Raw genomic sequence first — 20,191 nt, 5'->3', positions numbered from 1 at the left:
GCCCGCGGCGCCCCCGTGGCAGACTCTGGCGAGTGACGGTGCGCATCGGTCTGGTCGGAGCGGGTCCCTGGGCTCGGGAAACGCACGCGCCGTCCCTGGCCGCGCACCCGGACGTCGACTTCGTCGGCGGATGGGCCCGCGACCCGGCCGCGGCCGCGGCGGTCTTCCCGCGCGCCTTCGACTCCCCCGCCGCCCTGTTCGACGCGGTGGACGCCGTGGCGTTCGCGGTCCCGCCGAACGTGCAGGCGCCGCTGGCGGCCGACGCCGCCCGAGCCGGCAAGCACCTGATCCTCGACAAGCCGATCGCGCTCGACCTCGAGGGCGCCGCCGCGCTCGCGGACGCCGTCAGCGCGGCCGGGGTCCGGTCGATCCTGGGGCTCACCCGCAGGTTCGCGCCCGAGACCCGCGAGTTCCTGGCCCGCGCGGCCGAGCTGCGCCCCGTCGCCGCCGAGGCCCAGTGGCTCTCCGGCGCCGCGCTGGCCGGCAAGTTCGCCGCGTCCGCCTGGCGGCAGGAGCAGGGCGCCCTGTACGACGTCGGGCCCCACGTCATCGACCTGCTCGATGCCGCCGCGGGCACCGTCGAGGCAGTCGCCGCGGCCCGGTACGACGCCGGGAGCGATACCTGGACCGCGCAGCTCACGCACGCCGACGGTGCCGCCTCCACGGTGTCGCTCTCGCTGCGGACGCCGGTCCTGCCGACGGTGATGCGGATCTCCGCGCACTCCACCGCGGGCCTGGCCGTGCTGGAGAGTCGGGAGACGCCGGCGACCGAGTGCTTCCGCGTCCTGCTCGACGAGTTCCTCGCCTCCATCGCGACCGGGACCGATCACCCGCTCGGCGTCCTCCGCGGCCTGCACCTGCAGCGCGTGATCGCACAGATCAAGGCGGGGGCGTGCCCACCGACTCCGTGAACCGCATCCCGGCGACACCGCCGCGACCGGCCTGGGGCGCGGACATCGCACGTGCCTTCATCGACCACTCGCTCGACGCGTTCTACGTGCACGACGAGGACGGCAGGCTCGTCGCGGTCAACGACGCGGCGTGCACGAGCACCGGGTACACCCGCGCGGAGCTGCTGCGGATGAACGCCCTCGACATCGTGCAGGTCACCGGCGAGGAGGCGCGACGCAATTGGGAGCGCGCCCTCGCGGGCACGATGCACGTGATCCCCGCCATGCACCGCCGCAAGGACGGCAGCACCTTCCCCGTCGAGGCGCACCTGTTCTTCCACGAGATCGACGGGCGCCAGTACATCGCGGGCCTGACCCGGGACATCTCCGGTCGGGTGGCCTCCGAGCGCGCGATGAGCGAGGCGCAGCGGCGCGTCGACGAGCGCGCGGTGGAATCGGCCTATCATTCCGAGCGGGCCGCGGGGCTGCTGCAGGCCGTGTTCGATGCCGCGCCCGACCTGGTGTACATCAAGGACCGACGGGGGCGGTACCAGTACCTCAACGCGTCGGTGTCCGAGTTGGCGGGTATTCCGCAGGCGCTGGCGATCGGGGCCGATGACACCGTCGTCTTCCCCTTGCTCGCCGAGACCCTGATGGCCACGGACCGCGAGATCATGGAGGCGGGCGTCGGACGCGAGCTCGAGGAGCATCCGGAGGTCGACGGCGAGCGCAGGACCTACCTGTCCTACAAGGCCCCGTACCGCGGCGCCGACGGCACCGTCGTGGGACTGATCGGGATCAGCCGCGACATCACCGCCGCGCGGCGCGACCAGGCCCTGCTCCGGCACGCGGAGACGCGCTGGCAGTTCGCGATCGACGGTGCCGGCGACGGCATCTGGGACTGGGACCTGACCACCGGGTCGGTGTTCTTCTCGCAGCAGTGGAAGGCCATGCTCGGCTACACCTCCGAGGAGGTGGGAACGACCGTCGAGGACTGGTCCGCCCGGGTGCACCCCGACGACCACGAACGCACGTGGCAGATCATCCGGGGGGTCCTCCGCGGGGAGGCGACCGAGTTCTCGTTCGAACACCGGATGCGCACCAAGGACGGCAGCTGGCGATGGATCCTCGACCGGGGCCGCGCGATGGAGGTCGGACCCGACGGCATCCCCACCCGGTTGATCGGTACCCACACGGACATCACGGAGCGCCGTCGCGCCGAGTCGGAGATCCGCAAGCTCAACCGCCGCCTGCGGTGGCGCGCGGACCACGACGACCTCACCGGCCTGCTGGGGCGCGCGAGCTTCATCGAACGCGCCACGGCGATCGTGGAACGCCGCCGGCGGGACGGCGACACCCTCGCCGTCCTGTGGATCGACCTCGACTCCTTCAAACGGATCAACGACTCGCTCGGCCACAAGCTCGGTGACCAGGTGCTTCAGGTGGTCGCGCAGCGGTTGCAGTCGGCGAGCCTGCCCACCGACCTGGTCGCACGCCTCGGCGGCGACGAGTTCGTCGTGCTCCGCCCGCGGGTCGACGGGGCGCGCCTGACGGCCGACTGGGCGGAGGGGGTCCGGGCCGCGATGGCGCTGCCGGTGGAGGTCGACGGCTTGCAGCTGACCGTCACGTGCTCGATCGGTCTGGTCGAATCGGGCGCCACGGACGACGGGATCACCCGATTGCTGATCGACGGTGACCTCGCACTGCTCCAGGCCAAGCGCGACGGCCGCAACCGGATCGTGCAGCACTCGGTGAGCCTGCACGCGCCGCAGCAGCAACGGGTCGCGCTGGCGACGCACATCAGGTCCGTGATCGAGCGCGACGAGGTCATCGTCCGGTATCAGCCGGTGATCGACCTCGCGACCGGCGCGATGGTCGGCGCCGAGGCGCTGGCCCGGATGTCCGGCCCCGACGGTGCCGAGCTCCCGCCCGAGGGTTTCCTGGCCCATCTGGAGGGCCTGGGAATGCTCCCCGACCTGGCTCGGATCGTGCTCGGCCGGGCCTGCTCGGACTTCGCCGCCTCGCCGGAGCTCGGCTGGGTCTCGGTGAACCTGGCCTCGGAGGACCTCGCCGACCCCCGTCTGCCCCATATCGTGGAGTCCGCGCTCACCCGCTCGGGGTTGGACCCGGGAAGATTGATCCTCGAGATCAACGAGCGGGTCGTGCCCGAACGGCACGTTCTCGCGGCGACCCACCGGCTGATCGAGCTCGGCGTGCGGATCGCGCTGGACGACTTCGGCACCGGCTGGTCGAGCCTCGCGCAGCTGCGCGACCTGAACCTGGCGCTCGTCAAGATCGATCGATCCGTGGTCACGGCGTCGACGGGCGGGGACGATCCGCAGCTCGAGGCCATGCTGGACGCCGCCGTCGCCATGGCGCGCGCCATCGGCCTCGATGTGATCGCCGAGGGCGTCGAGACCGAGGAGGAATCGGCCGCGCTCGCGGCCGCGGGCGCGCACTTCGCGCAGGGATTCCTCTGGAGCCGCGCCATCGGCCGCGAGCAACTGTGTCGCTGGCGGTCGCGAGTGCGCCGGTAGGCGCGCCGAGCCCAGGGGGCCGGACGCGCTGCGGCGCTACCCTGGGTGCCATGGCGAGCCCCGGCGATCACCCGCAGTCCCCGCAGACCGATCCGACGGTGCCCGGCGGCCCCGTCGACGACGGGGCGCCGATCGACGCGGAGGTGGTCGAGGCGCCGCCCGCACCCCCGGGACCGGCGGCACCGTCGTACGAGGAGGTCACCGGTTACACGACCGCCGGCGTGCCCACCTTCGACCACGTGCGCGAGAAGATCGAACGCCGCACCACCACCGCGCTGGGCGCCGAGGAGCTCGCGCACGACACGACCGCCAGCCGGGACGCCGAGCGTGCCTTCGCCGAGCGCGAGAAGGCGGCGAAGGCCAAGCTGGAGGAGATCCGGCGCTCGCTCGGCTCGCCCGCTACGCCCCCGGACGCGCCGAAGGCGTAGCGGCCCGAGTCAGGCCAGGTTGCCGGACAGGTACTCCGCGTAGGCGGGCAGGTCGAGCTGGCCGTGCCCGGACAGGCCGATCACGAGCACCTCGTCCGCGTTCTCGCGGGCGTAGTCCGCCGCCGCGGCGATCGCGTGGGTCGATTCCGGGGCGGGGACGATCCCCTGCGTGCGGGCGAACAGCACGCCCGCCGCGAAGGCGTCGTTCTGCTCGACGGCGCGCCCCTCGACCAGTCCGAGCTCGACGGTGTGGCTCAGCGCCGGCGCCATGCCGTGGTAGCGCAGGCCGCCCGCGTGGATCGGGTCGGGCACGAAATCCATGCCGAGGGTGTGCATCTTGAGCAGCGGGGTCAGGCCCGCGACATCGCCGTGGTCGTAGCGGTACTCGCCCTGGGTGATCGACGGGCAGGCGGCGGGCTCGACGGCCACGACCCGCGGATCCTGCCGGCCGTGGATCTTCTCGCGGAGGAACGGGAACGCGAGACCGGCGAGGTTGGATCCGCCACCCGCGCAACCGAACACGACGTCGGCCCCCTTCTCGCGCTGACCGAGCTGCTCGACGGCCTCGAGGCCGATCACGGACTGGTGCAGCACGACGTGGTTCAGGACGCTGCCGAGGGCGTAGCGGGCCTCGGGGTCCTTGGCGGCGACCTCGACTGCCTCCGAGACGGCCATGCCGAGGCTGCCGGTGGTGTTCGGGTCCTTCGCGAGCATGGCGCGGCCGGCTTCGGTGAGGTCCGACGGGCTCGGGTGCACGGTGCCGCCGTAGGTGCGCATGAGGTGCCCGCGGTAGGGCTTGGAGTCGTAGGAGGCGCGCACCTGCCACACCTCGACGTCGATCCCGAACTGCGCGCCCGCGAAGGACAGGGCGCTGCCCCACTGGCCGGCGCCGGTCTCGGTGGTGAGCTTGGTGACCCCGTCGAGATGGTTGTAGTAGGCCTGCGCCACAGCGGAATTGGTCTTGTGGGAGCCCACGGGGCTCACGCCCTCGTACTTGACGTAGATCCGGCAGGTGGTGCCGAGCGCCTCCTCGAACCTGCGGGCCCGGATCAGCGGCGACGGGCGCCACATGGACAGGATCTCCCGGACCGGCTCGGGGATCTCGTGGTACGCCTCCGTGGACGCCTCCTGCGCGATCAGGCCCGTCGCGAAGAGCGGCGCCAGGTCCTCGGGCTGCACCGGCTCCTTGGTGCCGGGGTGCAGGTGCGGCGGAATGGGCGTGTCCAGCTCCGCGGCGAGGTTGTACCAGTGCGTGGGTACTCCGACGGTGGTGATGTCCTGGTGCGCTGCGGCGTCCGAGAGTGTCATGTGTCACAGCCTAGAAGGCCCGCTCACGCGCGCCGCCCAGAGGTGGCCGATCGATCTGTTCGCCGCGCTCCCGCGGACCGCCGACTCGCCACAGTAGGCCGATTTGAGCTATCCCATAACACCGCAGCCGAACGGCGTCGACTTACCCCTGTCGCGCGAGCAGCCGCCGAGCGTAGTCCTCCGCGGCGGCGAGATCGGCGGCGGAGGGACGGCCGCGGTTCATGCCGCCGACCAGACCGAACGGCCCCATCGTGTCCCATCCGCGGCAGTGGCACACCTCGGGATCGACTCGGAATCCACGGCCTCCGAGCAGATCCGCAAGGTTGCGGGTGTATCGGCGCAATGGCGTCTCCGGCAGCCCGCTGGTCGCGTATACGAACGCCGCACCGTGCGGCCGGACCGGCAGTGACCGCACCAGCTAGACGAGCATCGGATCGAAGGACATCCAGTACACGCCGGAACCGAATCCGATGAGGTCGGCCGCGTCGATCTGCTCCGCCGTGACCTCGGCGGGCGTCACCACGGCCGCGCCCAGCACCCCGCCGATACGGTCCGCCACCTTCCGGGTGTTGCCGTGATGTGTGGACGCGCAGATCACCAGTGCCGACATGACCCCCATCGTCACACGGATTGGCGGGCCATGCTCCGGACCAGCGTCGGAGCGCCTCGTAGGTGCCGTGGCAGTCGTCGGTGTTGAGGATGCAGGCCACCCCCAACGCGCCCCGCGTCGGCAGGCCCGCTGGGCGGCCGCGATCTCGGCACCGCCCGCGACACCGGGCATCTCCAGCACCAGTAGGCGCTGCGGCTCGGACGGGCACCACCGGCCATGAGAGCATGACTCATGCGCGCGCACTCGATCGAGCGCCGGCGCACAGGCCGATCGAACTCTGACGTGTCAGTGACCGTCGAAGGCGTCGAGCAGGCGCTGCGCGGCGAGGGCGGGCGTGAGCGAGCCGTCCTGCACGCCGGCTTCGACCTCGGCCCGGACGGACCGCACACCGTCGGACTGCTCGACGCGGGACAGGACCGTGTCCCGGACCATGGTCCACGTCCAGTCGACCTGCTGCTGCCGGCGGCGGCGCTCGAACTCCCCCGCCTCCTGCAGCGTCGTGCGATGCCGGATGACGGCGTCCCAGAACTCGGGGATACCGGTGCCCTCGATGGCGCTCTGCGTCAACACGGGCGGGCGCCACAGCGAGCCGCGCGGGTGGATCAGGCGCAGCGCGCTCGACAGCTCGCGAGCGGCGACCCGGGCCTCGACGATGTGGTCCCCGTCGGCCTTGTTGACCGCGACCACGTCGGCGAGCTCGAGGACGCCCTTCTTGATGCCCTGCAGCTGGTCGCCGGTGCGGGCCAAGGTGAGGAAGGTGAACGTGTCCACCATGTTCGCGACGGTGACCTCGGACTGCCCGACGCCGACGGTCTCGACGAGGATCACGTCGAAGCCCGCGGCCTCCAACAGCACGATCGTCTCGCGCGTGGCCTTCGCGACCCCGCCGAGCGTGCCGGACGTGGGCGAGGGCCGGATGTAGGCGCGCGGATTCACGGCCAGGGTGCCCATCCGGGTCTTGTCGCCGAGGATCGAACCGCCCGAGCGCGTCGACGACGGATCCACGGCGAGCACGGCGACCTTGTGCCCCAACGAGATCAGATGATTGCCCAGCGCCTCGATGGTGGTCGACTTGCCGACCCCGGGCACGCCCGTGATCCCGACGCGGGTGGCGATCGGCGCGTCCGGGGCGGGCGTGAGCGCGAGCAGCAGCTCCTGCGCGCGTGCCTGGTGGTCCGGGCGCCGCGATTCGACGAGGGTGATGGCCCGCGCCAGCACCGCGCGCTTGTCCGCGCGGACGCCTTCCGCGAGCTCGGCGACGGTCATCACGCCAGCTGGTACCCCAGCTTGCCGCCCAACTCGTGGATCAGGTTCACCGCGGCGTCCGCGATGACGGTGCCGGGCGGGTAGATCGCCGACGCACCCGCCGCGTACAGCTCGTCGAAGTCGCCGGGCGGGATCACGCCGCCGACCACGATGGTGATGTCCGGCCGTCCCACCTCGGCGAGCGCGTCGCGCAGCGCGGGGACCAGGGTGAGGTGGCCCGCCGCCAGCGAGGACACGCCCACCACGTGCACGTCGTTGTCTGCGGCCTGCTGGGCGACCTCCTCCGGCGTGGAGAACAACGGGCCCACGTCGACGTCGAAGCCGAGGTCGGCGAAGGCGGTCGCGATCACCTTCTGGCCGCGGTCGTGGCCGTCCTGGCCCATTTTCGCGATGAGCACGCGGGGACGGCGGCCGTCGGCCTCCTCGAACTTCTCGACCAGGCCGATGGCGGTCTCGATGTTGCCGGACGCGCCGGCCTCCTCGCGGTACACACCACTGAGCGTACGGATCTCGGCCTGGTGGCGGCCGTAGACCTGCTCGAGGGCGTGGGAGATCTCACCGACGGTGGCCTTGGCCCGCGCCGCGTCGATCGCGAGCGCCAGCAGGTTGTTCTCCAGATTCGCCCCACCCTCGGCCGAGGCCGCGCGGGTGAGGTTCGCCAGGGCCGCCGTGACGGCCTCGGGGTCGCGCTCGGCGCGGAGCCGGTCCAGCTTCGCGAGCTGCTCGGCCCGGACCTTGGTGTTGTCGACCTTGAGCAGCTCGATCGCCGCGTCCTCGGCGACCTGGTACTTGTTCACGCCGAGCACCGGCTGCCGCCCCGAGTCGATGCGCGCCTGCGTGCGGGCGGCCGCCTCCTCGATGCGCAGCTTCGGGATGCCCTCGTTGATCGCCTTGGCCATGCCGCCGGCCTCGGTGACCTCGCGGATGTGGGCGCGGGCGCGTTCCGCGAGCTCGTGCGTGAGGGTCTCGACGTAGTACGAGCCGCCCCACGGGTCGATGGGGCGCGTGGTCCCGGACTCCTGCTGCAGGAGGAGCTGCGTGTTGCGGGCGATGCGGGCCGAGAAGTCGGTCGGCAGGGCGATCGCCTCGTCCAGCGCGTTGGTGTGCAAGGACTGGGTGTGGCCCTGCGTCGCGGCCATGGCCTCGACGCAGGTGCGCCCGACGTTGTTGAACACGTCCTGCGCCGTGAGCGACCAGCCCGAGGTCTGCGAGTGCGTGCGCAGCGACAGCGACTTGGCGTTCTTCGCATCGAAGCCGGCCACGAGCTCGCTCCACAGCAGGCGCGCCGCGCGCAGCTTGGCGACCTCCATGAAGAAGTTCATGCCGATGCCCCAGAAGAAGGACAGGCGCGGCGCGAACTTGTCCACGTCGAGCCCCGCCTCGATGCCCGCCTTGATGTACTCGACACCGTCGGCCAGCGTGTACGCGAGCTCCAGATCGGCTGTGGCCCCGGCCTCCTGGATGTGGTAGCCGGAGATCGAGATGGAGTTGAACTTCGGCATCTTCTGCGAGGTGAAGGCGAAGATGTCCGAGATGATCCGCATCGAGGGCGCAGGCGGGTAGATGTAGGTGTTGCGCACCATGAACTCTTTGAGGATGTCGTTCTGGATGGTGCCCGCGAGCTTCTCGGGGCCCACCCCCTGTTCCTCGGCCGCCACGACGTAGAGCGCGAGGATCGGCAGCACGGCGCCGTTCATCGTCATCGAGACGGACACGCCGCCCAGGTCGATGCCGTCGAAGAGCTGGCGCATGTCGAGGATCGAGTCGATCGCGACGCCGGCCATGCCCACGTCGCCGGTGACGCGCGGGTGGTCGGAGTCGTAGCCGCGGTGCGTCGCGAGATCGAAGGCCACCGACAGGCCCTTCTGGCCGGACGCGAGGTTGCGCCGGTAGAAGGCGTTGGACTCGGCGGCGGTCGAGAAGCCGGCGTACTGCCGGATGGTCCACGGCTGGTTGACGTACATCGTCGGGTACGGACCGCGCACGAAGGGCACCGTGCCCGGGTAGGAGTCCACGGGGTAGCCGGCCGCGGCCACGGCGTCGCGGTCGGCGCGGGTGTAGACGGGCTTGACGTCGATGCCCTCGGGCGTGGTCCAGGTCAGCTGGTCCGGGGTGTAGGCGTAGGCCTTCGCCGAGGCGTCCACGAAGGCGTCGACGTCGGCGCTCGACGGTGCCGCGCCCGGCAGGTCCTCGAACGGAACGTCGGCGAAACTGGTGATCTCGCTGGTCATCACGCCCCCAATCGGGTCAGCAGGTCGTCGAGCGCGGCGGCCGCGTCGATCTTCGCGTGCAGGTAGATGTCGATCAGGCCGTCGTCGACGGTGCCGGGCGCGCCCGCGAGCAGCACGAGGTTGCCCTCGTCGCGGAGCGTGCGGGCCAGCGCCTCGCCCTCCTCGGCGTAACCCGGGTCGGAGCCGGCGAGGACCGCGATCCGCGCGCCGGCCGAGCCGTCGAGCGTGGCACTCCCCGCCGCCTGCTCGGCCGCGTCCAGGACGGTCTCGATCCCGCCGGAGGCGAGCAGGTTGGTCAGGAAGGTGGACCGCCCATTGTACTGGGCGACGGTGCCGATCGTGACCATCCGGATCCGGGGCCGTACGCCGTGCTCCCGGAGGAAGGCGTCGGACCGGGTGCGCAGGGCCTCGAAGGGGGCGGCGTAGGACCGCACGACGGGGCCGTTCGTGGCCGCCGACGGCGCGATGGCCGGCTCGGCCAGGTTCGGGAACTCGTTGACGCCGGTGATCTTCTTGGCGCGCCGCGCGACCGCGGAGTGCCGACGGTCCGCGGCCTCGCCGAGGCGGGTGGCGATCGACTCGTCGGCGACGCCGCCGGCGAAGCCGCCCGCACGCTCGACCTCCTGCAGGACGCCCCAGGCGGCGCGCGCGAGGTCGTCGGTGAGGGACTCCACGTGCCAGGATCCGGCGCCCGGGTCGACGACCCGGCCGAGGTTGGACTCCTCGAGCAGCAGCAGTTGGGCGTTGCGCGCGATGCGGCGCGCGAACGCGGGCGAGTAGCCCTCGACGCCGCCGGGCAGGGCCTCGTCGTACTCCAGCGTGGTCACGTAGTCGGCGCCGCCGACGCCCGCACCGAACGCGGCGACGGTGACGCGGAGCATGTTGACCCACGGGTCCCGCTGGGTGGTGGCGGCCAGCGAGGTCACGGCATGGACCGGAGCGTTGCCGGCGTCCGGCTCCCCCAGGTGCTGGGCGACACGCGCCCAGACCGTGCGCCATGCGCGGATCTTGGCCAGGGTGAGGAACTGGTCGTCCGTCGCGGCGAGGCGGATCGTCAACTGGCCCAACGCGGCGGCGGTGGACAGCCCGGCGGCGGTGAGGGCGCGCACGTGGTCGAGCGCGGCTGCGGCGCTCAGGCCCAGCTCCTGGGCGCAGGTCGCTCCGGCGTTGTGCAGGTCGGCACCGTCGACGACGATCGCCCGCACGTCCTCGACCCGCGCATCGGCGCCGCGGGCGAGCTCGTTCGCCTCCTCGAGGGAGACATCGGCGCGGCCCACGACCTGCGAGGTCAGTGGTGCGGCGCCCAGGCTCACGCGGACGAGGTCCGCGCGGTAGGCGTCGGATTCGGCGACCTTGTCGAGGGCGGCGTAGACCTGCGTGGCGGCCTCGGCGACGCGACCGCCGGCCGTGATCAGGATCGGCGCCATGTCCGGGTACACGCCGACCAGAAGGGCGGCGGGGTCGGCGCGGGTGATCCAGAGCGCGCTCGCCCCGGACTCCAGAGCGCCGAGCACGTCGGCGGAGTCGGCGCCGTCGGCGAAGCGCTCGGCCACCTTCCACCCCAGTCGGACATCGGGCGTGGGGTTCCCACCGCGGACGAAGGGGAAGGCGCCGGGCAGCGGGGCCTCGGGCAGTTCGTCGCGCTGCGAGTACAGCGGCGCGATCTGGACGCCGTCGTCCTCGGTGGGGGTGGTCAGTGCGGCGATCGGGTCCTCCGGCGGGGTCCCGCCGCGCGACTTCGCGAGCACCGCGCCGACCGAATCACGCCACGCGTCGTAGGGGTTGTCCGCCACGAGACCTCCTCACCTGTGGCCCAGCGCACGCCGGGTCGATGAGAACTCACGTTAACCGATCGCACTCGGTACCCCCCAGTAGGGTCGCGGACCTCCGCACGCACAGCGCGTATCTTGGCTCGACGTGAGCGACAACGATTCCCGGCTGCGGCCCGGCGACCGCGCCCTGGTCGTCCGCGCGGCGATCGGCTGCGTGCTCGTGCTCGCTCTCGTGGTCCTCGGGATGCTGCTCCCGCACCCCGGCATCTCGACGGTGCGGGGGTGGGCGGACTCGACCGGAACCTGGTTCGTGGTCCTGTTCCTCGTCGCCCACACGGTGGTGACGGTCTTCCCCATCCCCCGGACCATGTTCACGGTCTCCGCGGGCGTGCTGTTCGGCCCGATCGGGATCCTGCTGTGCATGCTCGCGTCCACCGCCGCGGCGGTGATCGCCTTCCTCGCGGTGCGCGCCGTCGACGCGCGGCACCGGTCCGCGGTGCTCGCCCGGGTGCGCGAGCACCGCGCCTACCTGCCCATCGCGGCCCGGCTCCGGGCCCGTGGATGGCTGGCGGTCGGGTCCCTGCGGCTGATCGCCGTCGCTCCCTTTTCGCTGGTGAACTACGCGTCCGCGCTGTCCCCGGTGCGGTTCTGGCCGTACCTCGCGGCGACGGTGGCCGGCCTCGCGCCCGGCACGATCGCGGTCGTGCTGCTCGGCGATGCGCTGACCGGTGAGTCGTCGCCGTGGCTCGTGGTGGTCAGTGGCACGTTGATGATGGTCGGGATCGCGGGGCTGCTGGTCGATGCCCGCATGCCCGCAAGGCCTGTGGATTGACAGAGGTCTCCGCAAGGACACGCACTTGCCATCATTCGCGGCGTGCCCGGGGCGTTCCGGCGGCCCGCCCGCTGGCCACGGCGAGCAGGGTCTGCACCACCTCGCGCGGCGCGGCGCCCTTACGGCGCACCGCGCGCAGGCGGCGATGCAGGTCCACACCGACGGTGGGGACTTCGACCAGGCGGCCGTCGCGCAACTCGGCCGCGACGGCGAGTTCGCTGAGCACGGCGGCCCGGCCGCCCGCCGCGACCATGATCTTCACCGCGGCATTCGTGCCGAGCGCCACCGACCTCGGGTTCGGGGCGAGGCCCACGCGGCGCAGGGCGACATCGAGGGCGTCGCGGGTCCCGGCGCCCGACTCGCGGGTGACGAGCAGCAGCTCCGCGAGTTCGGCGGCGGTGACGGGCCGGTCGTCGCGCCGCCGGGTGAGGACCTCGCCGGGTGCCGTCACGAGGACCAGCCGGTCGGTCCGGACGGTCCGCGCGGCGAGGTCGTCGGGCACCGTCGGGCCCTCGATGAAGCCGAGGTCGGCGACGTGGGCACGGACATCGGCGATCACCGCCGCCGAGTTGCCGACGGTGAGATGCACCGGCTCATCCGTGTGCTCGCGCAGCCGGGCGAGCCAGGCGGGCATGAGGTATTCGGCGATCGTCTGACTGCACGCGATCCGCACGGTGTGGTCGAAGCGGAGCGCCTCCGCCCCCGTCTGCAGGGCCGACATCGCGGTGACGACGGTGCGCGCCCACTCGGTGACGGCCGCCCCCTCGGGCGTGAGCTCCGCACCGCGGGTGCGCCGGTCCAGAAGGTCCAGGCGGAGTTGCCGTTCCAGGTGACGCAATCGCGAACTCGCGCTCGGCTGCGTGATGCCGCACTCGCGGGCGGCGGCCGAGATCGATCCGAGGTCCGCGACCGCGACGAGCAGGCGCAGCGACTCCACCGACGGCATGTCCATAGCTTCACTCTATGGGTAGATAGCTGATCCATGGCTACCGCCGGCCCGCGCTCCGCGCGAGAGTCGAAGACATGAGCATCCCCACCGCACCGTCGAACACCCGCACAGCGCGGCCCTCCCGCGTCCGTCGCGCTTTCCCCGGAGCGGCGCTGGCGCTGGCGGTGGCCGCGGTCGCGACGGCCATCGGTCGCGCGCTCCCCGTCCTGGGCGCCCCCGTCGCGGCCGTCCTGCTCGGGGCCGCGCTCGCCACCGCGCTGCGGCCCGCCCGGCGCTGGCGCAGTACGCCGACCGGCTTCGCACTGACCGGCGGCATCGCCCTGCAGGTGGCGGTCGTGCTGCTCGGGTCGCAGCTCTCGCTCGGGCAGGCATGGGCGGTCGGCCGGTCGTCGATCCCGGTGATGTTCGGGACGATGGCGGTCTGCTTCGGCGCCGCGGCGGTGTTCGGCTCGTGGCTCGGTGTCGAGCCGACGCTCCGCGCGCTGCTGGGCGTGGGTACCGCCATCTGCGGGGCGTCGGCCATCGCGGCGGTCACGCCCGTGCTGCGCCCGAGGCCCTCGACGGTCGCCTACGCGCTGTCGACGGTGTTCGTCTTCAACGTCGCGGCGGTGCTCACTTTCCCCTGGCTCGGCCACCTGCTCGGGATGGGGCAGCACGCGTTCGGCGTCTTCGCGGGCACCGCGGTCAACGACACCTCGTCCGTGGTCGCGGCCGCCGTGACCTACGGCGACGAGGCCACCCGCACCGCCGTGGTGGTCAAGCTGAGCCGGGCCCTGATGATCGTTCCCGTCGTCCTCGTGCTGGCCTACGCAGTCGCCCGGCGCCGGCCCGCGACCGCGGACGCACCCCGCCCCCGGGCGATCACGCTCGTCCCGTGGTTCCTCGTCGGCTTCGTCGCCCTCGCGGGCCTGAACTCGCTCGTCCCGTTCCCGGCCGACCTGCGATCGGCGCTCGGATCGGCGTCGACGCTGCTCATTACCTGGGCACTCGCCGCGATCGGGCTGTCGACGGACCTGAGCGCGCTGCGCCGCACCGGGTGGACGCCCCTGCTCTTCGGCGGGATCCTGTGGATCACCGTGTCCGGCTCCAGCCTCGGTATCCAGGCGCTGACCAGCGGGCTCCACTAGTCCGCAAGGCTAAATCCTTGCTATTGTCCATCGCAAGGATTTAGGCTTGACAGATGATCGTCATTACAGCGGATCAGCAGGGCAGTCGGCGGGACACGGACCGGGTCGACGATGCGCGGGAGCTGCTCGGTCCGCTGCGCTGGGTCCGGCCGCCGGACCGCACGGCCGGAGACGAACTTCAGGCCGTCACCGACGACGCCGCGGTCGCGGTGGACGCCGCACTCGCGCTCCTCGCGGACGGGCACTGGAGCGTCGGGATCGGGACGGGCACCGTCGAACTGCCGCTCCCCGACCAGACCCGCGCGGGCCGCGGCCGCGCCTTCGAAGCTGCGCGGGAGGCGGTGGAGGCAGCCAAGGGCGTCGCCGTCCCCGTGCAGGTCAGGGGTGCCGACGGTGCCGCGGCCGCACGCGCCGAGGCGATCCTGTCGGTGCTCGGCCTTATCGTGGGCCGCAGATCACGGGAGGGACGAGAGGTGACCGCGTTGCTGAACACGGGTATGTCGATCACGGCCGCGGCGGCGGAACTGGGGGTCTCCCGTCAGGCGGCGTCCCAGCGGGCAGCCGCGGCGGGGTGGTCGGTCGAGCCCGCGGGGCGCGCGCTGGCGGTCGAGTTGTTGGGTACGGCCGATGCCGCGGCGTCCGCAGGGGTCGCACGGTGACAGCGCTGGTCGTCGTCCTGCTCCTGGCGGCGGCCGTCGCCGGGGTGCTCGCCGCGCGCCGCGGCACGGCGGGCGTCGCCGGCATCGTGGCGGCGGCCGTCCCCGCCCTCCTCGTCGGGGCAGCCGCGGTCGTTGCGCTCGCGGCGCCCGCGGCCACCGGTTTCGCCCTCGCGGCCGCGCGCGTCGCGGCCGTCGTCGCCGCGATGGCGGGCGGTAGCGCCCTGGTGACCGCCGCGTTCACCCTCGCCGGTGCGGGCGGGCAGGACGCCCCGGATCCGGCGCCCGGCGGCGACGCCACCGAGGGCGAGCCGTCCGAGGATGAGCCCGTTCCCGAGTCACCGCTGCGCGGTGGGCTCGCGATCGGAGTGCTCGAACGGGCCGCCATCGCGGTGTGCGTCCTCGCGAACTTCGCCGCCGGGCTCGCCGTGATCGTGGCCGCCAAGGGGCTGGCCCGCTATCCGGAACTGCGCAATCCCTGCGCGGCCGAGCAGTTCATCATCGGCACCTTCGTGTCGGTGCTCTGGGCCGCGGCGTGCGCCGGTGTCGCGGTGGCACTGGGCCGCTGACCGGCGCCGGGTGCCCGACGCGGTGAGGCGTCAGCCCTGCGGCGGCGGCACCTGTCCCGGCTGCTCCACCTCGTGCGACGAGAGCTTCTGCCAGCGCGTGTGCCCCTGGCCCAGCTGCCCCTGAGCCTCGCCGACCGGAAGCTGGGCGGTGGCGTCCGGGGCGATCTCGGCGGTCGCCCCCTGGTTCGTCGGCGCGACCGGCGCGTCGGGCACCTCGTCCTTGGTGACCACGACGGGCGCCACCGGCTCCGGCGTCTCGAACCAGCCCGAGGTATCGATGTCCGGCGCGGTCGCGGGCGCGTCCTCGGAGGGCTCGAACCGGAACACGCCGTCGGAGCCCGGCGTGCCGAGGTTGCGCATGAAGCCCTGCAGCGCGGCGTTGAAATCGCTCGGCACCACCCACACCTTGTTCGCGTCGCCCTGCGCCATCTCGGGCAGGGTCTGCAGGTACTGGTAGGCGAGCAGCTCGGGCGTCGGGCGGCCGGACTTGATCGCCGAGAAGGTGGTCTCGATGGCCTTGGCCTCACCCTGCGCCTCGAGGTAGGCGGCGGCCCGTCGGCCCTCGGCGCGCAGGATCTCGGCCTGGCGATCGGCCTCCGCCGCGAGGATCGCGGCCTGCCGCTCGCCCTCGGCCAGAAGGATCCGGCTGGCCTTGTCGCCCTCGGCCGACTTGATGGCCGCCTCCCGGTGCCCCTCGGCGGAGAGGATGGTGGCCCGCTTCTCCCGGTCCGCCTTCATCTGCTTCTCCATCGACTCCTGGATCGACGGGGGCGGGAAGATCGACTTGAGCTCGACCCGCGCGACGCGCAGGCCCCAGCGGGACGTGGCCTCGTCGAGCACGCCGCGCAGCTGGCCGTTGATCTTCTCGCGCGAGGTCAGCGTCTCCTCGAGGGTCATGCCGCCGACCACGTTGCGCAGCGTGGTGGTGGTGATCTGCTCGACGCCGACCACGTAGTTGCTGATCTCGTACACCGCGGCCTCGGGGCGGGTCACCTGGAAGTAGACGACGGTGTCGATGTTCACCGTGAGGTTGTCCTGGGTGATCACCGGCTGCGGCGGGAAGGAGACGACCTGCTCGCGCAGATCCACCCGGGCTCGCACCGTGTCGATGAACGGGATGAGCAGCGCCAGTTGGCCGGACACCGTCCTCGTGTACCGGCCGAGCCGCTCGATCACCGCCGCCTGCGCCTGCGGGACCAGCACCAGCGCCTTCACCAGCACGACGACCGCCGCGAGGATCAGTACGACGAGTACGACCAGTCCGATTCCAATGCCGTCCATGCCTCTTCCTCTCCGTTGTGGTTCTCGGTCAGCTGTCGACCACGATCGCCACGGCGCCGTCGATCTCGACGACGGTGACCTCGACGCCGATGGGGATCGCGATCCCCTCGTACGGCGTGCGCGCCGACCATTCCTCGCCGCCGATCAGCACCCGACCGCCGTCGCCCCCCGAAACGGCCTGCAGTACGAGGGCCTTCGTTCCGGGCAGCGATTCCAGGTACGACGGCGCGTCGCCCCGCTTGCGCTCGACGTACCGCCGCAACGGCGGACGCACGAGCACCAGCAGCATGACCGACGACAGCGCGAACACCAGCCCCTGCGCCCACAGCGGCAGGTCGAACACGCTCGTGGCCCCGGCCGTGACGAGTGCGCCACCGCCGAGCATGAGCAGAGTGAACTCGCCGGCCGCCGTTTCCGCCACGGCCAGCAGGATCGCGCCGATGAGCCAGAGCGCAGCTGCCATACCCCGATCCTGCCAGAATCGGACAGTCCCTGCGAGGACCCTCGCTAGAGGGGGTACGGCGGGGTGCCGACGCCCACGAGCCGGTAGGTGCCCCACACCGTCTTGTCGGTCACCATCGCGGGCGACCCCGCGCCCCCGCCGACGGACACCGTCACGCTCCCGCGCGGCATCTTCTTCAGTGCCGCACCGATCTCCAGATCGTCGACGGTGCCGTACCAGTGGTAGTGGCCGTCGAGCGGCTCGAGGTGGCCGGCGAGCCGGACCGGCGAGACGGCCTCGTAGTCACCGGAGCAGAGTACGGCGGACCCGGTGTAGACGCCCTCGTCGCGGACGTGGTCGTTCGACAGGTCGACGGCGTCGCGATCGGGCCGCGTGGGCGTGCGCCGGCCGCGCTGGATCCAGCGGGCGGTGACCGGCGGCCGGGCCAGGATTCGCGTGGCAGCCTCGGCGTACATCCATTTCAGCCACGCCTGCAGCGTGTCGAGCTGGTCCTTCGAGCCATCGGTGAGGACGAGATTGGGCACGCCGTCGACCAGCATCCCGAGGTATGCGCGCTCCGCGTCCGTGGGTCCCACCGAGCTCGGCGCGACGACGCGGGGATCGAGCGCGGGCACGGCGATCTCGGCGGTCGTGCCCGGCAGGACCACCAGGTCGTAGTCCAACGCCCCGGCCGCGGTCGTCACGGTCCACACGTCCCGGTCGGGCCGGAACCGCAGGCCCAGCACGTCGGACGGTGCCACCGTGACGGTCCGGGCACCGTCGACGGCCGGGACACGCGCGCCGATGACGACGATGCGCGGCGCCTCCGCCGCCCTCACGCGAGGAACCCCGCCCTGCGCCACGACCACCGCGCGAGCGGGCCCATGAGCCCGACGGAGTCGAGGAACCGGCCGAGGTCGCGGAAGCCGTCCTGCTTGGCCTTGATGTGGTGCGGGTTGGTGATGGCGGCGCGGTAGGCGGCCCTGGCGTCCAGTCCGACGCGGGCGTACATGCGCGGATTGGCGAACAGCATCCGGAAACCGAATGCGGCCCCGGCGTGCAGGTTTCCCACCAGGAGGGTCTGCAGTCGGGTGCGGTCGGCTTCGCCGCGGCGCGCCCCGTCGCGGGCGTAACCGATGTGCCGCGCCTCCTCGGTGACATGGATCTGCATGAGCCGCGCGACGATCGGCTGCAGCTCCGGGTCGTCCTTGATCTGGCGCTGCTGCGCGTCGAAGATCTCCTCGCCGACGAGCGCGGCGATCCACACGGCTTGCCCCCGAATGACCGGCGCGAGAACGTACTTCACCACGCCGAGTTGCCAGCCGCGCAAGCGGTACGGGCGCTCGCCGACACGGTCGATGACCTTGCCGAACATCACCATGTGACGGCACTCGTCGCCCATCTCGGTGAGCGAGTAGAAGGCGTCACGCGACGTGGGGTCCTTGGAGAGCAGGTCCCGCAGGAGCAGACGGTTGAGCAGGTTCTCGAACCAGATGCCCATCGAGAGCAGGTTCACCATCTCCTGCTTGGACAGGGCGATCTGCTCCGCGCGCGACATCCCGTTCCAGATGTCGGTGCCGTACAGCGTGCACATGTGCGGCGGCAGGTAGAACTTGTCGGGATCGATCGGGGCGTCCCAGTCGATGTCGACGACGGGCGCGTAGGAGCGCTTGACGGAACCGCCGAGGAGTCGATCGGCCACGCTCTCGCGGGTGCGTTCGGGCAGAGTCGTATCGGTCATGTGGCGAACCTAACACCACCGGCAGACAGAGTCCAGAATTCTGTCTATCCCCCCAGGCTGTCGGGGTGTCTATCGCACGAATTGCGCCCGTGCGGGGAGGACGAAGGTCTCGGCGTACCGTCGGCCCGCCTCGATGTTCGCCGACGACGGTCCGCGGTGCTCGGGCCCGTCGACCAGGCCCTCGACGGGCGGCAGCGGGGTCAGCAGGAGCGAGTGCAGCTGCCGGACGAAGAAGTCGGCCATCGCCTCGACATCGGCGTCGTCGCGGTACTCGTCGCGCCGGATCTCGCGGAGGAAGAAGCGCCGCCCCTGCTGGATCTGCGGGGAGTCGCCGTGGATGTACGGGAGGATCAGCGCCGGGCTCATCGCGAGCACGCGCTGCAGAGCGCGATGTTCCCGCAGGTAGGCGTAGGCGTAGGCGAACCCGGCCGCGAGCCGCTCATCGTTGTCGGCGATCGGGTCGGCGTAGCCGTGGATGCGGCTGTAGAACTTGTCGAGCTCGCTGGAGACGACCGCCTCGACGAGGGCGTCCTTGCCGGTGAAGTGCTGGTAGAGCGTCGCACGCGCCAGCCGCGCCCGCTTGGCGAGCGCGCTCATCGAGATGCGGGTCAGCCCCGCCTCGTCCACCCAGTCGAGCGTGGCGCGCAGGATCTGCTGCCGGGTGTCCGGTTTCGTCGTCGGAGTCGATGCCACCTGCGGATTCTAGCCCGACCGCGTGGGTTCCCGCCCTCAGTCGTCCGGCTCGGTGACGAAGTCCACGAGACGCTCGACCGCACCGATCAGGGAGGCGTCGAGGTCGCGGAACGAGGTCACCGCGCCCTGCACCCGACGCCAGCCGTCCTGCGGCGTGCCCCAGCCGAGCCGCCTGCAGGTGCCGGTCTTCCAGTCCTCGCCCCGCGGCACGTCCGGCCAGGCCGCGATCCCGACGGCCGCCGGTTTGACCGCCGCCCAGATGTCGATGAACGGGTGACCGGTGACCATGACGTACTTGCCCACGGACTGCGTCATCCGTGACTCCTTCGAGCCCTCGACCAGGTGATCGGCGAGCACGCCGACCTTCCGTCCCGGCCCCGGCTGGAACTCCGCGAGCCGATCGCCGAGGTGATCGAGCCCCTCGAGCTGCTCCACGACGACACCCTCGACCCGCAGGTCGTGACCCCACACCCGCTCCACGATCGCGGCATCGTGGATGCCCTCGACCCAGATCCGGCTGGGCAGCGCCACGCGCGCCTTGACGCCCTCCACGCGGGTCGAGCCCGACGCGCTGCGTTGCGGGCCCGACGGTGCCTTCGCCGTCGGGCGGACCAGCGTGACCGGCGCACCGTCGATGAGGAACGCGGCCGGGCGCATGACGAACACGCGAACCCTGCCGCGCCCGTCCTCCAGCTTGACCAGGTCACCGTCGTAGCTGCGGTCGAAGCCGACGACGGCGCCGCAGAAGCCGGTCGCCGCGTCCTCGACCACGAGATCCCGGTCGGCCGGGACCTCGGGGACCACCCGCGCCCTCTTGCTCGCGTGCCCCGCGTAGATGTCGCCATAGCCGTGTCCCACG

General features: G+C 72.0%; 19 protein-coding genes. 7 read left to right on the top strand and 12 right to left on the bottom strand.

Annotation, left to right across the window (positions count from 1 at the left end; translation table 11 throughout):
- The first annotated feature begins 32 nt into the window (after positions 1–32).
- From HF999_RS01105 to HF999_RS01095, 3 genes are read left to right on the top strand one after another with little or no spacing between them, the layout of a single operon-like run.
- On the top strand, positions 33–911 hold the full coding sequence (locus HF999_RS01105) for a Gfo/Idh/MocA family protein (protein ID WP_312853967.1): 879 nt from the start codon (positions 33–35) through the stop codon (positions 909–911).
- On the top strand, positions 893–3,427 hold the full coding sequence (locus tag HF999_RS01100; RefSeq protein ID WP_168544092.1) for a sensor domain-containing protein: 2,535 nt from the start codon (positions 893–895) through the stop codon (positions 3,425–3,427). The genes HF999_RS01105 and HF999_RS01100 overlap by 19 nt, the downstream gene beginning before the upstream one ends.
- A gap of 50 nt (positions 3,428–3,477) precedes the next feature.
- Positions 3,478–3,855 carry a hypothetical protein gene (locus HF999_RS01095; RefSeq protein WP_168544091.1) on the top strand — a complete coding sequence of 126 codons (378 nt, stop codon included), beginning with the start codon at positions 3,478–3,480 and terminating at the stop codon, positions 3,853–3,855.
- 9 nt (positions 3,856–3,864) lie between these two features.
- Here the strand turns inward: HF999_RS01095 and HF999_RS01090 are convergent, their stop codons facing one another.
- From HF999_RS01090 to HF999_RS01070, 5 genes are all read right to left on the bottom strand, one after another.
- Positions 3,865–5,163, bottom strand: coding sequence for a TrpB-like pyridoxal phosphate-dependent enzyme (locus tag HF999_RS01090; protein WP_168544090.1), 1,299 nt, complete (start codon positions 5,161–5,163; stop codon positions 3,865–3,867).
- A gap of 418 nt (positions 5,164–5,581) precedes the next feature.
- Positions 5,582–5,773 carry a flavodoxin domain-containing protein gene (locus HF999_RS22290; protein ID WP_246207005.1) on the bottom strand — a complete coding sequence of 64 codons (192 nt, stop codon included), beginning with the start codon at positions 5,771–5,773 and terminating at the stop codon, positions 5,582–5,584.
- A 285-nt stretch (positions 5,774–6,058) separates the two neighbouring features.
- Positions 6,059–7,039, bottom strand: a complete 981-nt coding sequence (meaB, locus tag HF999_RS01080) for a methylmalonyl Co-A mutase-associated GTPase MeaB (RefSeq protein ID WP_168544089.1) — start codon at positions 7,037–7,039, stop codon at positions 6,059–6,061.
- Complete coding sequence (gene scpA / locus HF999_RS01075; protein ID WP_168544088.1) at positions 7,039–9,270, bottom strand: methylmalonyl-CoA mutase; 2,232 nt, start codon at positions 9,268–9,270, stop codon at positions 7,039–7,041. The genes meaB and scpA overlap by 1 nt, the downstream gene beginning before the upstream one ends.
- A complete protein-coding gene (locus HF999_RS01070; protein ID WP_312853966.1) occupies positions 9,270–11,063 on the bottom strand; it encodes a methylmalonyl-CoA mutase family protein in 1,794 nt (597 codons plus the stop codon). Before HF999_RS01070 ends, scpA begins: the two co-directional genes overlap by 1 nt.
- 124 nt (positions 11,064–11,187) lie before the next feature.
- Between HF999_RS01070 and HF999_RS01065 the strand changes: the two genes are divergently transcribed.
- Complete coding sequence (locus HF999_RS01065; protein ID WP_312853965.1) at positions 11,188–11,874, top strand: TVP38/TMEM64 family protein; 687 nt, start codon at positions 11,188–11,190, stop codon at positions 11,872–11,874.
- Between the two features lie 31 nt (positions 11,875–11,905).
- On the opposite strand, the gene HF999_RS01060 is transcribed toward HF999_RS01065, so the two are convergent.
- On the bottom strand, positions 11,906–12,826 hold the full coding sequence (locus tag HF999_RS01060; protein ID WP_168544087.1) for a LysR family transcriptional regulator: 921 nt from the start codon (positions 12,824–12,826) through the stop codon (positions 11,906–11,908).
- A gap of 71 nt (positions 12,827–12,897) precedes the next feature.
- On the opposite strand from HF999_RS01060, the gene HF999_RS01055 reads away from it, so the two are divergent.
- From HF999_RS01055 to HF999_RS01045, 3 genes are read left to right on the top strand one after another with little or no spacing between them, the layout of a single operon-like run.
- A complete protein-coding gene (locus tag HF999_RS01055) occupies positions 12,898–13,950 on the top strand; it encodes a YeiH family protein (RefSeq protein ID WP_168544086.1) in 1,053 nt (350 codons plus the stop codon).
- A 53-nt stretch (positions 13,951–14,003) separates the two neighbouring features.
- Complete coding sequence (locus tag HF999_RS01050; RefSeq protein WP_168544085.1) at positions 14,004–14,609, top strand: hypothetical protein; 606 nt, start codon at positions 14,004–14,006, stop codon at positions 14,607–14,609.
- Complete coding sequence (locus HF999_RS01045) at positions 14,606–15,175, top strand: hypothetical protein (RefSeq protein ID WP_168544084.1); 570 nt, start codon at positions 14,606–14,608, stop codon at positions 15,173–15,175. The genes HF999_RS01050 and HF999_RS01045 overlap by 4 nt, the downstream gene beginning before the upstream one ends.
- A 30-nt stretch (positions 15,176–15,205) precedes the next feature.
- Here the strand turns inward: HF999_RS01045 and HF999_RS01040 are convergent, their stop codons facing one another.
- From HF999_RS01040 to HF999_RS01015, 6 genes are all read right to left on the bottom strand, one after another.
- A complete protein-coding gene (locus HF999_RS01040; RefSeq protein ID WP_246207003.1) occupies positions 15,206–16,456 on the bottom strand; it encodes an SPFH domain-containing protein in 1,251 nt (416 codons plus the stop codon).
- Positions 16,457–16,484: 28 nt separating this feature from the next.
- Positions 16,485–16,919, bottom strand: coding sequence for an NfeD family protein (locus tag HF999_RS01035; RefSeq protein WP_168544083.1), 435 nt, complete (start codon positions 16,917–16,919; stop codon positions 16,485–16,487).
- Positions 16,920–16,963: 44 nt separating this feature from the next.
- A complete protein-coding gene (locus HF999_RS22910) occupies positions 16,964–17,737 on the bottom strand; it encodes a DUF4873 domain-containing protein (RefSeq protein WP_168544082.1) in 774 nt (257 codons plus the stop codon).
- Complete coding sequence (locus tag HF999_RS01025; RefSeq protein ID WP_168544081.1) at positions 17,734–18,639, bottom strand: AurF N-oxygenase family protein; 906 nt, start codon at positions 18,637–18,639, stop codon at positions 17,734–17,736. The genes HF999_RS22910 and HF999_RS01025 overlap by 4 nt, the downstream gene beginning before the upstream one ends.
- Positions 18,640–18,708: 69 nt before the next feature.
- A complete protein-coding gene (locus tag HF999_RS01020) occupies positions 18,709–19,332 on the bottom strand; it encodes a TetR/AcrR family transcriptional regulator (protein WP_168544080.1) in 624 nt (207 codons plus the stop codon).
- A gap of 36 nt (positions 19,333–19,368) precedes the next feature.
- Positions 19,369–20,190 (bottom strand): DUF3097 domain-containing protein, encoded by an 822-nt coding sequence (locus HF999_RS01015; RefSeq protein WP_168544079.1) that lies wholly within the window; start codon positions 20,188–20,190, stop codon positions 19,369–19,371.
- Between the last annotated feature and the right edge of the window lies 1 nt (position 20,191).

It is taken from the genome of Tsukamurella spumae (assembly GCF_012396015.1).
GTDB lineage: Bacteria > Actinomycetota > Actinomycetes > Mycobacteriales > Mycobacteriaceae > Tsukamurella > Tsukamurella spumae.
Note: the sequence above shows the minus strand (reverse complement) of the source record. Positions and strands in the feature narration are given on the sequence as shown.

Coding starts and splice junctions, on each gene's coding strand:
- HF999_RS01095 (WP_168544091.1), top strand. CDS start 3,478: ATGGCGAGCCCCGGCGATCACCCGCAGTCCCCGCAGACCGATCCGACG.
- HF999_RS01090 (WP_168544090.1), bottom strand. CDS start 5,163: ATGACACTCTCGGACGCCGCAGCGCACCAGGACATCACCACCGTCGGA.
- HF999_RS22290 (WP_246207005.1), bottom strand. CDS start 5,773: ATGTCGGCACTGGTGATCTGCGCGTCCACACATCACGGCAACACCCGG.
- meaB (WP_168544089.1), bottom strand. CDS start 7,039: ATGACCGTCGCCGAGCTCGCGGAAGGCGTCCGCGCGGACAAGCGCGCG.
- scpA (WP_168544088.1), bottom strand. CDS start 9,270: ATGACCAGCGAGATCACCAGTTTCGCCGACGTTCCGTTCGAGGACCTG.
- HF999_RS01060 (WP_168544087.1), bottom strand. CDS start 12,826: ATGGACATGCCGTCGGTGGAGTCGCTGCGCCTGCTCGTCGCGGTCGCG.
- HF999_RS01055 (WP_168544086.1), top strand. CDS start 12,898: ATGAGCATCCCCACCGCACCGTCGAACACCCGCACAGCGCGGCCCTCC.
- HF999_RS01050 (WP_168544085.1), top strand. CDS start 14,004: ATGATCGTCATTACAGCGGATCAGCAGGGCAGTCGGCGGGACACGGAC.
- HF999_RS01040 (WP_246207003.1), bottom strand. CDS start 16,456: ATGGACGGCATTGGAATCGGACTGGTCGTACTCGTCGTACTGATCCTC.
- HF999_RS01035 (WP_168544083.1), bottom strand. CDS start 16,919: ATGGCAGCTGCGCTCTGGCTCATCGGCGCGATCCTGCTGGCCGTGGCG.
- HF999_RS01025 (WP_168544081.1), bottom strand. CDS start 18,639: ATGACCGATACGACTCTGCCCGAACGCACCCGCGAGAGCGTGGCCGAT.